Here is a 12,550-nt window from a genome sequence, read left to right as displayed (position 1 = left end):
CGGCACCAAGCTCGATCGCCGAGGGACGGCGCTTCAGCGACCCCGGTCGATCCACTCCTGCAGGTGGGGCTTCTCGGCGCCGATCGTGGTCGTGTCCCCGTGCCCGGTGTGCACGACGGTCTCCTCGGGGAGCGTCAGCAGCTCGTCGCGGATCGATTCGATGATCGTCGGGAAGTCGCTGTACGAGCGGCCGGTCGCGCCAGGGCCGCCCTGGAACAGCGTGTCACCGGTGAACACGACGCCGAGCAGGGGCGAGACGAAGCACGTGGACCCCGGCGAGTGGCCCGGCGTGTACCGCGCGTGCAGCCGGGTCCCGGCGACCTTGAACGTGTCCCCGTTCAGGATCTCCTCGTCGGGAGCCTCGTCGTGGACGGCGTCCCACAGCATCCGGTCGGCGGGGTTCAAGTGCAGCCTCGCCCCCAGCAGTCCGGCCGTCTCGCGCGCCGCGCGGACGTGGTCGTCGTGCCCGTGGGTGAGCAGGATCGCGCGCACGGCCCGATCCCCCACCGCCTCGGCGACCGCGCGCGCGTCGTGGGCGGGGTCGATCACGATCGCCTCGGCGTCGTCGCCGACGATCCACACGTTGTTGTCGACCTCCCAGGTGCCTCCGTCGAGCGAGAACGTGCCGCTCGTCACCAGGCGCTCGATGCGCGCGGCCATCAGAGCACCACCACCGAGCGCAGCACGGCGCCGTCCGCCATCCGACCGAACGCCGCCTCCACGTCGCCGAGGCCGATGCGCTCGCTCACGAAGCCGTCGAGGTCGAGCCGGCCCAGCTTGTACTGGTCGATGAGCATCGCGAAGTCGCGGCTGGGCAGGCAGTCGCCGTACCAGGACGACTTCAGCGATCCGCCCCTGCCGAACACGTCGAGCAGCGGCAGCTCGAGGCGCATCTCGGGCGTCGGCACGCCGACGAGCACCACGCGCCCGGCGAGATCCCGCGCGTAGAAGGCCTGCGCGTAGGTCTCGGGCCGCCCCACGGCGTCGATCACCACGTCGGCTCCGAAACCGCCGGTGAGCGCGCGGATCGCCTCGACCGGGTCCTCCGAGCGCGAGTTCACGGTGTGCGTCGCGCCGAAGCGCCTGGCCTGCTCGAGCTTCGCGTCGTCGATGTCGACCGCGACGATGGTCGTCGCGCCGGCGAGCTGCGCGCCCGCGATCGCCGCCGTGCCGACGCCGCCGCAGCCGATCACCGCGACCGACTCGCCCCGCTGCACCTCGCCCGTGTTGATCGCCGCCCCGATGCCCGCCATGATCCCGCAGCCCAGCAGGCCGACCGCCGCCGCGTCCGACTCCTCGTCGATCCTCGTGCACTGGCCGGCGGCCACGAGCGTCTTCTCGACGAACGCCCCGATCCCGAGCGCCGCCGACAGCTCCGTGCCGTCCTCGAGCGTCATCTTCTGCGCCGCGTTGTGCGTCGAGAAGCAGTACTGCGGCTGCCCCTTGGCGCACGCCCGGCACGCCCCGCACACCGCGCGCCAGTTCAGGATCACGCGGTCGCCCACCGAGACCTCCGTGACGCCCTCGCCCACGGCGGCCACCCGGCCCGTCGCCTCGTGGCCGAGCAGGAACGGGAAGTCGTCGCTGATGCCGCCCTGCTGGTAGTGCAGGTCGGTGTGGCAGACCCCGCTCGTGATGATGTCGACCACGGCCTCGCCCGGGCCCGGATCCGGTACGAGGACCGTCTCGATCGTCGCCGGCGCGTTCTTCTCGCGCACCACCACGCCCTGCACTCGATAGACCATGGGAACTCCAATCCGTCCTGAGGCGCCCGGCGACGCCGCTTCGCGCGGGACTCGCCCGCCCTCCGACCAGGCTACCGACTCCGCGCGACGGCATCCAGCCGCCGGTTCGACTCGCTCGCGCGGACGGCCGGGAGTAGGGTGGGAGCAGCACGCCGACCAGCCCGACGAAGGACCGGAACCATGTCTCCTCGAGCCCCCCGCGACGATTTCTCCGACGCCGATCTCGAGGTCTCCGAGCCGAAACGGTACGCCGCGGGCATCGGCGGCGTGCTCCACTCGATGGAGCCGGCCATCAAGCAGATGGGCCTTGCGCGCACCGCCAAGCTCATGACGAAGATCAACCACAGGGGCGGCTTCGACTGCATGAGCTGCGCGTGGCCCGATCCCGACCACCGCAAGATCGCCGAGTTCTGCGAGAACGGCGGCAAGGCCGTGACCTGGGAGGCGACCCCGCTGAAGGTCGAGCGCTCGTTCTGGCGGGAGCACTCGCTGAGCTCGCTGGAGGACAGGACCGAGTACTGGCTCGGCATGCAGGGCCGCCTCGTCGAGCCGGTCTACAAGGCGAAGGGGGCCGACCACTACGAGCCGATCGACTGGGAAGAGGCGTACCGCATCGTCGCCGAGCACCTGCGCGCGCTGGACGATCCGAACGAGGCCGCCTTCTACACGAGCGGCCGCGCGTCCAACGAGGCGGCGTTCCTCTACCAGCTGTTCGCCCGGGTGCTCGGCACGAACAACCTCCCCGACTGCTCGAACATGTGCCACGAGTCCACGGGCACCGCGATGCTGCAGACGGTCGGCATCGGCAAGTCGACGGTCTCGTACAGCGACTTCGCGCAGGCCGACCTCATCATCATCATGGGGCAGAACCCCGGCACGAACCACCCGCGCATGCTCACGGCGCTGCAGGAGGCCAAGGAGAACGGCGCGCGGATCGTCGCGGTGAACCCGCTGCCGGAGGCCGGGCTGATCGGCTACAAGGATCCGCAGCGCATCAGAGGGTACCTCGGCAAGCCGACGCGGATCGCCGACCAGTTCATCAAGGTGCGGCTCGGCGGCGACATGGCCCTGCTGCAGGCCGTGTCCAAGCGGGTGCTCGAGGCCGAGCGGCTGAACCCCGGGACCGTGCTCGACCGCGAGTTCATCGAGCGCTACTGCGACGGCTTCGAGGCCTTCGCCGAGCACGTCGCCCGGGTCGACGAGCGCGCCGTCGAGCAGGCCACGGGCGTGCCCGCCGCAGAGCTGGACGAGCTGGCCGAGCGCTACATCTCGTCGGACCGGGTCATCGTCTGCTGGGCGATGGGGATCACCCAGCACCGCAAGGCCGTCGACACGATCAAGGAGATCATCAACCTGCTGCTGCTGCGCGGCAACATCGGCAGACCCGGCGCGGGGGCCTCTCCCATCCGCGGCCACAGCAACGTGCAGGGCGACCGCACGATGGGGGTGTGGGAGCAGATGCCCGACTCGTTCCTCGACGCGCTCGGCGAGGAGTTCGGCTTCGAGCCGCCGCGCGACCACGGCGTCGACGCGGTGCACGGCATCCGCGCGCTCGACGAGGGCAGGATCAAGGTGTGGATGGGGCTCGGCGGCAATCTGCTCGGCGCGATCTCGGACACGAGCCTCGCGGAGTCGGCCATGCGCAAGACCCGTCTCAGCGTGCAGCTGTCGACCAAGCTCAACCGTTCGCACGTCGTCACCGGCGAGGAGGCCCTGATCCTGCCCGTGCTCGGCCGCACCGAGGTCGACATGCAGGCGAGCGGACCGCAGTACGTCACGGTCGAGGACTCCGTGTGCGCGGTGCACGCCTCGCACGGGCAGATCGAGCCGATCTCCGACCGGGTGCGCTCGGAGACGGCGATCGTCGCCGGTATCGGCCACGCCACCCTCGGCGACCGGCACGGCATCGACTGGCTGGGCTTCGCCGACGACTACGACCTGATCCGCGACCGCATCTCGCGCGTCGTGCCCGGCTGCGAGAACTACAACGAGAAGACCAGGCGCCGCGACGGCTTCGTGCTGCCCAACGGCCCGCGCGACGCGAGGCGCTTCGACACCGAGACGGGCAGGGCGCGCATCACCGTCAACGAGCTCGAGCCCGTCGAGTGCCCTCCCGGGCGCCTGCTGCTGCAGACGGTGCGCTCGCACGACCAGTTCAACACCACCATCTACAGCCTCAACGACCGCTACCGCGGCATCAAGAAGGGCCGATACGTGATCTTCGTGCACCCGGACGATCTGGAGGAGCTGGGGATCGAGGACGGGCAGACGGTCGACGTCTTCAGCGAGTGGAGGGATCAGCCCGACCGGGTGCTGCGCGGCTTCCGCGCGGTCGCCTTCCCCACTCCGCGGGGCTGCGCGGCCGCATACTTCCCCGAGGCGAACGTGCTCGTGCCGCTCGACAGCACCGCCCTCGAGAGCAACACCCCGGTGTCGAAGGCCGTGGTGATCCGGCTCGAGCCGTCGTCGGCGCCCGCGGGGGTCGGCCGCCCCGCCGTGGTGTGAGGGGAGCCGTTCAGCGCTCCCCGGGGTGCTCCCCGCCTGCCAGGCCCCGCCGCTGACCGACGAGATGCTCGAGCACCGGGCCGAGCACGGCGAGCCCGTCGCGCACGCCGCCGGGGGATCCCGGCAGGTTCATCACGAGCGTGCGCGCCACGAATCCCGCGACGCCGCGGGTCAGCAGCGCCGCGGGAGCCTGCTCGGCCCCGCGCCGCCGCAGCTCCTCCATGAGCCCCGGCAGCCGAGCGTCGAGCAGGGGCTCCGTCTGCTCGGGCGTGCGGTCGCCCGGGGCGACGCCGGTGCCGCCGGTCGTGAGCACCACCCACGGATCCGAGGCGAGCGACGAGCGGATCGCGTCCCCGACCGCGGCGCCGTCCGAGACCACGATCGGCCCGTCGACGGCGAAGCCCCGCTCCGCAAGCCAGGCCCGCATCACCGGTCCGGTCCGGTCCGGTGCCAGGCCGGCCGCGGCGCTCGTCGAGGCGACGATCACGGCGGCCGTGCGGGGCCCCTCCGGTTGCCCGCCGGCGGCGCCAGGCGCGCTCATCCGCGCGTCCAGTCGCCGCTCTTGCCGCCGGACTTCGCGAGCACCTCGATATCGCCGATGCGCGCGTGCCTGTCGACCGCCTTGATCATGTCGTAGAGGGTGAGCGCCGCCACGCTCGCCGCCGTGAGGGCCTCCATCTCGACGCCGGTCGCGCCCCGCGTCGTCACCGACGCGAGCACCCGCACCCGGTCCCCCTCGGGCTCGAAGTCGACCGAGACCCTGGTGATCGGCAGCGGGTGGCAGAGCGGGATGAGCTCGGAGGTGCGCTTCGCGGCCATGATGCCCGCGATCCTCGCGGTGCCGAGCGCCTCGCCCTTCGGCAGCTCGCCCTCGACGAGCATGCGCACCACGTCGCCGCGCGTGGCGAGCACCGCCTGCGCCCGTGCCGTGCGCTTCGTCGCGGCCTTCTCCGTCACGTCGACCATGTGCGCGCTGCCGTCGCCGCGCAGGTGGGTCAGCTTCTCCGTCATGCGATCCTCCACGTGTCCACGATCGTGCCGGCCGATGCCCGCGACACCCCGACCGGGATCTCCACGATCACGTCGGCGTCGGCGAGGTCGCCGAGCAGGTGCGACCCCGGGGCCGTCACCGAGACCGCGCCGTCGGGGGCGACGCGGCCCCGGCGCAGCTGCAGCTTGCGCGGCGGCGAGGAGACGTCGTGGGCGAGCGCCCGGCGCTCGCGAGGCCTCTCCCCGGGCAGCCCCGCCGCCTCGCGCAGCGCCGGCAGCAGGAACAGCTCGGCCGAGAGCGCCGTGCTGACGGGGTTGCCCGGGAAGCACAGCACGGGCAGCGGACCCGCGCCGCCCGAGCGCTCGATGAGGCCGAGGCCCTGCGGGCCGCCCGGCTGCATGGCGACGCTCGCGAACTCCGCGCCCAGGGGCGCGAGCGCCTCGCGCACCACCTCGAAGGCCCCCGCGCTGATGCCCCCGGAGGTCACGACGAGGTCCGCGTCGCCGGTCCGCTCGATCAGCGCGCGCAGCGCCTCCGGCCGGTCGGCGCAGCGGGTGGTGCGCACGATCGCGCCCGCGCTGCGCAGCAGGGCGGCGAGCATGGGCGTGTTCGCGTCGTGGATGCGGCCGGGCAGCAGCCGCCCGCCCCGGGCCGCCAGCTCGTCCCCGGTGGCGCACACGAGAACCCGGGGCCGCCGTCGCACCAGCACCTCGACGACGCCCGCCGCCGCGAGCGCGCCGATGCGCGCCGGCGAGAGCCGCGCGCCGCGCCGCACCACGACCGCGTCGGCCTCGAGGTCCTCTCCCCTGGCCCGCACGAACGCGCCGCACACCACGGGCGCGTCGAACACGACGGTACCCGCCGGGCGCTCGCGCGGCGCGGCGGTCCCGCCGGCGGCGTCCACGCCGCGCACGAGCGACGGGAAGCGGCCGCCTCGGGTCGCCTCCACCGGCACCACCGCGTCGGCGCCCCGCGGCATGGCCGCGCCCGTCATCACGGGCGACGCGGTACCGCCGCGGTGCACGAGCGGCGCGTCGCCCGCGGCCGTCGCGTAGCCCACCGGCAGCTCGACGGGGCGCTCCCCGCTCGCGCCGCTCAGGTCGGCGGCGCGCACCGCGTAGCCGTCCATCTGCGAGTTGTCGAAGGGCGGCAGCGGGAAGGCGGCGCGCACCTCGCCGGCGCTCACCCGCCCCGCGAGTCCGTCGTGGTCGATGCCGAGGCGATCCGGCTCCCCCTCGGCGAGCCGGGCCAGCACCGGCGCGAGCAGGGATCGCACCGCGCGCAGGTGCTCCTCGACGCTGCGCACCGCGCTCATCCGCCCGCGAACGGGGGCAGCACGTCCACCACGGCCGCCCCGTCCGCCCCGATGCGCAGGTCGCCGCCGCGCCGCACCGTGCCGTCGACGAGGAAGGAGCCCCCGCGCAGCACCCGCGCCATCGACGCGCCGTAGCGCTCGGCGAGCGCGGCGCGCAGCGCGTCGAGCGTGGGCGCCTGCGCGCTGTCGAAGCACTCCTGCTCGGTTCCCGCGGCCTCCGCCGCGGCGGCGAAATAGCGAACCGTGTACTGGGCCATGGCCCCCATCGTAGGCCATCTCCCGGAGCCCTAGACTGGATGCCATGTCGGGAGGGAACGCGTGGCACGGGATCCCGCTGGTCGAGCCGGCGGAGGCGCTCGGCGCCGAAGAGGCCGCCCGCGCGCACCGGCAGATGCTGCTGCCGGGCTTCGGCGAGACGGCGCAGCGCCGGCTGCGGGCCGCCCGGGTGCTCGTGATCGGGGCCGGGGGCCTGGGCAGCGCGTGCGTGCCGTACCTCGCGGGCGCTGGCGTCGGCGCGATCGGCATCGTCGACGACGACGAGGTCGAGCTGTCGAACCTGCACCGCCAGGTCGCGCACGGCACCGCCGACATCGGCCGCGCCAAGGCGGAGTCGCTCGCCGAGACCGCGCGGTCGATCAACCCGGGCGTCGCGATCGAGCCGCACCGCCGGCGCCTCACCGCGGAGAACGCGCTCGAGCTCTTCGGGCGCTACGACCTCGTGATCGACGGCAGCGACAACTTTCCCACCAGGTACCTCGCGAACGACGCCGCCGAGATGCTCGACATGCCCCTCGTGTGGGGCGCGATCCTGCAGTACCACGGGCAGCTGGGCGTGGCGTGGCGCCGGCACGGTCCGGGCTACCGCGACCTCTTCCCCGCGCCGCCCGCGCCCGAGGACGTGCTCGACTGCGGCACCGGGGGCGTGCTGCCCGGCCTCTGCGGCACCGTCGGCTCGCTGCTCGCGACCGAGGCGATGAAGCTCATCACGGGCCTCGGCGAGCCGCTCGTCGGCCGAGTGCTGCTCTACGACGCGCTCGCCGCGCGCACGCGCGAGCTGGCGTACAGCCGGGACCCCGAGCGAGAGCCCGTCGCCGGGCTCATCGACTACGAGGCGTTCTGCGGCGGTGCGGGGCGGGAGCCGGGCGCCCCTCCGTTCGTCACCGCCGAGGAGCTCGCCGCGCTGCTGCGCTCCGGCGAGGCGCCGGTGCTGCTCGATGTGCGCACACCCGAGGAGCGGGAGCGGCTGCGGATCGCGGGATCCCGCTCGCTTCCCCTGCGCGAGCTGGAGGACCGAGGGTCGCGCTTCGACGGCCCCGTGCTGGTCTACTGCGAGCGCGACCCGCGCTCGATGCGCGCGGCCCGCCTGCTGCGGGACCGGGACGGCGCCGAGGCGCGCTTCCTGCGCGGCGGGATCCGCGGCTTCGCCGCGATCGCGCCCGAGCTGACCGAGAGGAGCGCCTGAGCCATGCCCGAGCCCCGCGCAACCGAGCCCTACGCGCGCGTCTCCGAGGCCCCGATCGACGAGGCGGCCGTTCGCGCCGCGGTCGGCGACGACGGCTGCGGCGCCGTGCTGGTGTTCTTCGGGGTCGTACGCGACCACGACGGCGGGCGCGGCGTCGCGGCGCTCGACTACCGCGCGCACCCGGATGCCGAGCGTTTTCTGCGCGCCTGCCTGGAGTCCGAGGCGCGCGAGGGCGTGCGGCTCGCAGCCGCGCACCGCGTGGGCGCGCTGCGGATCGGCGACGCGGCTCTCGTCGCGGCTGCGGCGTCGGCGCACCGGGCGGAGGCGTTCGCCGCGCTCGAGCGGCTCGTCGCCCGGATCAAGCGCGAGGTGCCCATCTGGAAGCGGCAGCACTTCGCCGACGGCGTCTCGGAGTGGGTGGGCCTGTAGGACGTCGCGCCCTACCCGCCGATGTACGACATCTCGATGCGGCGCCGGGGCGTGCCGAGCGGCCGGATCTCGGAGCGCTCCGCCGACCGCAGCTCCGAGTAGCGGTCGTCCCGCTCCCTCCAGACGCCGGCGAGCGCATCCGCGAGCTCCTCGTCGCCCGCTCCCCCGCGCAGCAGAGCGCGGAGGTCGTGGCCCTCGCTCGCGAAGAGGCAGGTGTAGAGGCGTCCGTCAGCGGAGACCCTGGCCCGCGTGCACGACCCGCAGAACGCCTCGGTCACGCTCGAGATGACGCCGATCTCGCCCGCTCCGTCGCGGTAGCGCCAGCGGCGCGCGGTCTCCCCCGGCGCGCTCGGCTCGAGCGGCTCCAGCGGGTGCACGGCGGCGATGCGGCGCACGACCTCGGCCGACGGCACCACCTCGTCGAGCACCCAGCCGTTCGTGGCGCCGACATCCATGTACTCGATGAACCGCAGCGCGTGCCCCGTGCCCCGGAAGTGCTCGGCGAGGGCGAGGATCTCGTCGTCGTTCGCGCCGCGCTTGAGCACGGTGTTGATCTTGACCGGCCCGAGCCCCGCCTCCGCGGCGGCCGCGATGCCGTCGAGCACCCGGGACACCGGGAAGCGCACGTCGTTGATGGCCTGGAAGCGGTCGTCGTCGAGCGAGTCGAGCGACACCGTGACCCGGCGCAGCCCGGCCGCCTTGAGCGCCGCGGCCTTGACCGGCAGCGCGGAGCCGTTCGTGGTGAGCGCGAGATCGAGCGGATCGCCCGCCGGCGTGCGCAGGGCGGCCAGCTCGGAGATCAGCTCCTCGATGCCGCGGCGCAGCAGCGGCTCCCCGCCCGTGAGGCGCAGCTTGCGCACGCCGAGACCCGACGCGACGCGGGCCAGCCGCACGATCTCGTCGAAGCTCAACAGCTCGTCCCGCTCGAAGAACGCGTAGTCGCGGCCGAAGATCTCCTTCGGCATGCAGTACACGCAGCGGAAGTTGCAGCGATCGGTCACCGAGATGCGCAGATCCCGCAGCTCGCGGCCGCGGCGATCCGGCAATCCTGTCGACGGGAGCTGGCGCACGTCTACGAGGGTACTCCGGGGTGCTCCGACGCGGCCGCGGATCCCGGATCCGCCGGTCTCACCCGCACGGCGGCCGGATCGATCGAGACGATCGCCTCGCCGCCGGGCGGCAGATCGGCGACGCCGCACCACTCGGCGAGCGGGACCTCGCTCGTCAGCACGGTGCCCCGCTGCGTCGAGACGGCGCGGAACAGCAGCCGCCCGAACAGCCGCGTCGCGAAGGCGGCCGCGGGCTCGTCGAGCACCTCGTCGACAGGCCCCTCCTGGGTCGCCCGTCCATGCTCCAGCACCAGCACCCGATCGGCCACCGCCGCGAGATCGGCCGGGTCGTGCGTCACCATGAGGGCGGGCACCCCGAGGCGCCCGAGTTCCCCCCGCACGAGGTCGCGGAGGGCGCTCGCGCTCGATACGTCGAGCGCGGCGAACGGCTCGTCCAGGAGCACCAGATCGGGGTCGCCGGCGAGGGCGCGAGCGAGCGCGATGCGCTGCTGCTGCCCGCCCGAGAACGCGGAGGGCCGGTCGCGCTCGCGCCCCGGCAGCCCGACGCGCGCGAGCCACTCCGCGGCGATCCCGCGCGCCTCGCGCCTCCTCGCGCCCCGGGCGCGCAGGCCGAAGGCGATGTTCTCGGCGGCGTCGAGGTGCGGGAACAGCCGGGGCTTCTGATCGAGGTGGCCGATCCTGCGCTCGGAGCGCGGGAGCGACCGCGCGCGACCGCCGCGCTCACCGCCCGGCTGCGCGGCGAGCACCCGGCCGCCGACGGCGATGCGGCCCGCCGCGATCGGCAGCGCCCCCGCGACGGCGCCGAGCAGCGTCGACTTGCCCGCGCCGTTGGGCCCGACGATGCCCAGCGTCTCGCCCGCCGCCGTCTCGAACGCGACGCGCAGCACGAAGCCGCCCCGCCGCACCTCGGCGTCGAACGAGAGCCCGCCCCGCGCCCCCTCCCCGGCCGTCGCCCCGCTCACGCGCGCACCTCCGCGCCCGGCAGACGCAGCAGCAGCGTGGCGAAGGCGATGCAGATCAGCAGCAGCGCGAGCGCCAGGGCGGTGTCCTGCCCCACTCCCGCTCCGTTGAACGCCGTGTAGATGGCCAGCGGGATGGTCTGCGTCCTCCCCGGCGCGTTGCCCGCGAACATCGCCGTCGCCCCGAATTCGCCGAGCGCGCGCGTGAAGCTCAGGATCGCCCCCGAGATGAGCGCCGGTGCCACGAGCGGCAGCGTGATCCGGCGCAGCACCGTCAGCGGTCGCGCGCCGAGGCCCTCGGCGACCCCCGGGAGATCCGGATCGGCGCTGCGCAGCGCTCCCTCGACCGAGATCACCAGGAACGGCAGCGCCACGAACACCTGCGCCAGCACCACGGCCGGCGTGGTGAACGGGATGCGCACGCCCGCGGAGAGCAGCGCCTCGCCCAGCAGGCCGCCGCGCCCCAGCAGCATGAGCAGCGCCATGCCGCCGACGAGCGGCGGCAGTACGAGCGGCATCATGACGACGCCGCGCAGCAGGGTCGCGGGCCAGCCCCGCATCGAGGCCAGCTGCACCGCGAGCGGCACGCCGAGCAGCACGCAGAGAACGGTCGCGGCACCCGCCGTGAGCAGCGAGAGCGCGAGTGCATCGAGCGCGGCCCGGGAGACCAGGATCTCGGGGACCCTCGGCCACTCGATGCGGATCAGCAGGGCGATGAGCGGCAGCAGCAGGAACAGCACGGCGACCCCCGCCGGAACCCACAGCGCCGCCGAGCCCCGCGCGCGCTGCGGGGCCGGCGCCTGATCCGCGACCGCGGTCACGGCGCTCCGAAGCCGTACCCCGCGAGGAGCTCCCGCCCGCGTTCGGAGCGCACGAACTCGACGAAGGCGCGCGCGGCCTCGGGCGAGGCCGACTCCCGCAGCACCGCGATCGGGTACGCGTTCGGGTTCTCGGCGGCGCCCTCGATGTCGACGCCGTCGACCTCGCCGTCCGCTCCCCGCACATCGGTGCGGTAGACGAGCCCCGCGTCGGCCTCGCCCGCCACCACCTTCGCGAGCGTCGCGCTCACGTTCTGCTCCTCGCTCGCGGGAGCGAGCGCGACGCCGTTCAGATCGAGCAGCGTGCGCGCCGCGCCGCCGCAGGGCACTTCGGCTGCGCACATCACCGTGATCGGGGGTTCCCCGCTCGCCGTGGGCGCGGCCAGGTCGGCCAGCGACTCGATGCCGAGCGGGTTGCCCGGGGCGACCGCGATGACGAGCTCGTTGGTCGCGAACGTCTGCGCCGGCCCGGCGAGCAGGTCCGCCTCGTCCGCCTTCTCCATGTTCGCCTCGTCCGCCGACGCGAAGACGTCGGCGCGCGCCCCGCCCTCGAGCTGGGTCACGAGCACCGACGAGCCGTCGTAGACGGAGGGCGCGAAGGCGACGCCGGGGTTCTCACTCGCGAACTCGGCGGCCAGCTCGTCGAAGGCCGCCTGGAGCGACGCCGCGGCGAAGACGGTGAGCTCGCCGCTCAGCGCCTCCTCGGATCCCGCCGCGCCCCCGGGGCGCCCGCCCGCCCCCGAGGCGCAGCCGAGCAGCGCGGTCGCGAGGCCGACGGCGACGCCGGCACCGGCCAGGGCGCGGCCGGTCCTCCTTCGAGCCGGTGCCGAGGAGCGATTCACGACCCCCTCGATTCCCGGCGCGCGGCTTCCACGACGACCTGCGTGGCCTTGACCGAGGCGGCCGCGCGCGAGCCGACCTCCAGCGCCAGCTCGCGGGCCGCCTCGGCGGTCATGAGCGAGACGACGCGATTCGGCCCGCACTGCAGCTCGACCACGGCCACCAGCCCCTCGACCTCGACGCGGGTCACGATGCCGACGAAGCGGTTGCGCGCGCTGCTCACGACGGACGGATCCCCGCCGGCGTCGGGCGCGAGCCGCTGCACCCGCTCGGCGAGCGAGCGCCCGGACACCGTCCGCACGCCGGCGTCGTCGACGCCGGACTCGAGCAGCCCCTCGGCCGCCCACCTGCGCACGGTGTCGTCGCTCACACCCAGCAGGCTCGCGGCCTCGCGGATCCTGAAATGCGTCACATAC

The 12,550-nt window shown here is 74.2% G+C and carries 14 protein-coding genes; 3 read left to right on the top strand and 11 right to left on the bottom strand.

The features are described 5' to 3' along the window. Window positions 1–33: 33 nt before the first annotated feature. Window positions 34–660, bottom strand: a complete 627-nt coding sequence (locus D1J51_RS07870) for an MBL fold metallo-hydrolase (protein WP_119074624.1) — start codon at window positions 658–660, stop codon at window positions 34–36. Continuing rightward, window positions 660–1,745, bottom strand: coding sequence for an S-(hydroxymethyl)mycothiol dehydrogenase (locus tag D1J51_RS07865; protein ID WP_119074623.1), 1,086 nt, complete (start codon window positions 1,743–1,745; stop codon window positions 660–662). The genes D1J51_RS07870 and D1J51_RS07865 overlap by 1 nt, the downstream gene beginning before the upstream one ends. 180 nt (window positions 1,746–1,925) lie before the next feature. On the opposite strand from D1J51_RS07865, the gene D1J51_RS07860 reads away from it, so the two are divergent. Next, entirely contained in the window at window positions 1,926–4,250 is a 2,325-nt protein-coding gene (locus tag D1J51_RS07860; protein ID WP_119074622.1) for an FdhF/YdeP family oxidoreductase, read from the top strand. Between the two features lie 10 nt (window positions 4,251–4,260). Here the strand turns inward: D1J51_RS07860 and D1J51_RS07855 are convergent, their stop codons facing one another. From D1J51_RS07855 to D1J51_RS07840, 4 genes are read right to left on the bottom strand one after another with little or no spacing between them, the layout of a single operon-like run. Further along, a complete protein-coding gene (locus tag D1J51_RS07855) occupies window positions 4,261–4,791 on the bottom strand; it encodes a MogA/MoaB family molybdenum cofactor biosynthesis protein (protein WP_119074621.1) in 531 nt (176 codons plus the stop codon). Next, window positions 4,788–5,261, bottom strand: coding sequence for a cyclic pyranopterin monophosphate synthase MoaC (gene moaC, locus D1J51_RS07850; RefSeq protein WP_119074667.1), 474 nt, complete (start codon window positions 5,259–5,261; stop codon window positions 4,788–4,790). The genes D1J51_RS07855 and moaC overlap by 4 nt, the downstream gene beginning before the upstream one ends. Beyond that, a complete protein-coding gene (gene glp, locus D1J51_RS07845; RefSeq protein WP_119074620.1) occupies window positions 5,258–6,556 on the bottom strand; it encodes a molybdopterin molybdotransferase MoeA in 1,299 nt (432 codons plus the stop codon). The genes moaC and glp overlap by 4 nt, the downstream gene beginning before the upstream one ends. Continuing rightward, on the bottom strand, window positions 6,553–6,813 hold the full coding sequence (locus tag D1J51_RS07840) for a MoaD/ThiS family protein (RefSeq protein WP_119074619.1): 261 nt from the start codon (window positions 6,811–6,813) through the stop codon (window positions 6,553–6,555). The genes glp and D1J51_RS07840 overlap by 4 nt, the downstream gene beginning before the upstream one ends. A gap of 44 nt (window positions 6,814–6,857) precedes the next feature. On the opposite strand from D1J51_RS07840, the gene D1J51_RS07835 reads away from it, so the two are divergent. Both D1J51_RS07835 and D1J51_RS07830 read left to right on the top strand, forming a co-directional pair. Continuing rightward, on the top strand, window positions 6,858–8,018 hold the full coding sequence (locus D1J51_RS07835; protein WP_119074618.1) for a ThiF family adenylyltransferase: 1,161 nt from the start codon (window positions 6,858–6,860) through the stop codon (window positions 8,016–8,018). Window positions 8,019–8,021: 3 nt separating this feature from the next. Then, window positions 8,022–8,447 (top strand): molybdenum cofactor biosynthesis protein MoaE, encoded by a 426-nt coding sequence (locus D1J51_RS07830; RefSeq protein ID WP_119074617.1) that lies wholly within the window; start codon window positions 8,022–8,024, stop codon window positions 8,445–8,447. 11 nt (window positions 8,448–8,458) lie between these two features. On the opposite strand, the gene moaA is transcribed toward D1J51_RS07830, so the two are convergent. The 5 genes from moaA to D1J51_RS07805 are packed head-to-tail and all read right to left on the bottom strand — an operon-like array spanning window position 8,459 to window position 12,546. After that, window positions 8,459–9,517 (bottom strand): GTP 3',8-cyclase MoaA, encoded by a 1,059-nt coding sequence (moaA, locus tag D1J51_RS07825; RefSeq protein ID WP_205547818.1) that lies wholly within the window; start codon window positions 9,515–9,517, stop codon window positions 8,459–8,461. Between the two features lie 2 nt (window positions 9,518–9,519). After that, entirely contained in the window at window positions 9,520–10,479 is a 960-nt protein-coding gene (locus D1J51_RS07820; protein WP_162903715.1) for a sulfate/molybdate ABC transporter ATP-binding protein, read from the bottom strand. Continuing rightward, window positions 10,476–11,297, bottom strand: coding sequence for an ABC transporter permease (locus tag D1J51_RS07815; RefSeq protein ID WP_205547816.1), 822 nt, complete (start codon window positions 11,295–11,297; stop codon window positions 10,476–10,478). Before D1J51_RS07815 ends, D1J51_RS07820 begins: the two co-directional genes overlap by 4 nt. After that, window positions 11,294–12,136 carry a molybdate ABC transporter substrate-binding protein gene (gene modA, locus D1J51_RS07810; protein WP_240423045.1) on the bottom strand — a complete coding sequence of 281 codons (843 nt, stop codon included), beginning with the start codon at window positions 12,134–12,136 and terminating at the stop codon, window positions 11,294–11,296. The genes D1J51_RS07815 and modA overlap by 4 nt, the downstream gene beginning before the upstream one ends. Then, complete coding sequence (locus tag D1J51_RS07805; protein WP_119074616.1) at window positions 12,133–12,546, bottom strand: TOBE domain-containing protein; 414 nt, start codon at window positions 12,544–12,546, stop codon at window positions 12,133–12,135. The genes modA and D1J51_RS07805 overlap by 4 nt, the downstream gene beginning before the upstream one ends. Between the last annotated feature and the right edge of the window lie 4 nt (window positions 12,547–12,550).

The organism is Leucobacter sp. wl10, from assembly GCF_003569785.1.
GTDB lineage: Bacteria > Actinomycetota > Actinomycetes > Actinomycetales > Microbacteriaceae > Leucobacter.
The sequence above is the reverse complement of the archived record's forward strand: the minus strand, read 5'-3'. Positions and strand labels throughout refer to the sequence as shown.

Coding starts and splice junctions, on each gene's coding strand:
- D1J51_RS07870 (WP_119074624.1), bottom strand. CDS start 660: ATGGCCGCGCGCATCGAGCGCCTGGTGACGAGCGGCACGTTCTCGCTC.
- D1J51_RS07865 (WP_119074623.1), bottom strand. CDS start 1,745: ATGGTCTATCGAGTGCAGGGCGTGGTGGTGCGCGAGAAGAACGCGCCG.
- D1J51_RS07860 (WP_119074622.1), top strand. CDS start 1,926: ATGTCTCCTCGAGCCCCCCGCGACGATTTCTCCGACGCCGATCTCGAG.
- D1J51_RS07855 (WP_119074621.1), bottom strand. CDS start 4,791: ATGAGCGCGCCTGGCGCCGCCGGCGGGCAACCGGAGGGGCCCCGCACG.
- moaC (WP_119074667.1), bottom strand. CDS start 5,261: ATGACGGAGAAGCTGACCCACCTGCGCGGCGACGGCAGCGCGCACATG.
- glp (WP_119074620.1), bottom strand. CDS start 6,556: ATGAGCGCGGTGCGCAGCGTCGAGGAGCACCTGCGCGCGGTGCGATCC.
- D1J51_RS07840 (WP_119074619.1), bottom strand. CDS start 6,813: ATGGCCCAGTACACGGTTCGCTATTTCGCCGCCGCGGCGGAGGCCGCG.
- D1J51_RS07835 (WP_119074618.1), top strand. CDS start 6,858: ATGTCGGGAGGGAACGCGTGGCACGGGATCCCGCTGGTCGAGCCGGCG.
- D1J51_RS07830 (WP_119074617.1), top strand. CDS start 8,022: ATGCCCGAGCCCCGCGCAACCGAGCCCTACGCGCGCGTCTCCGAGGCC.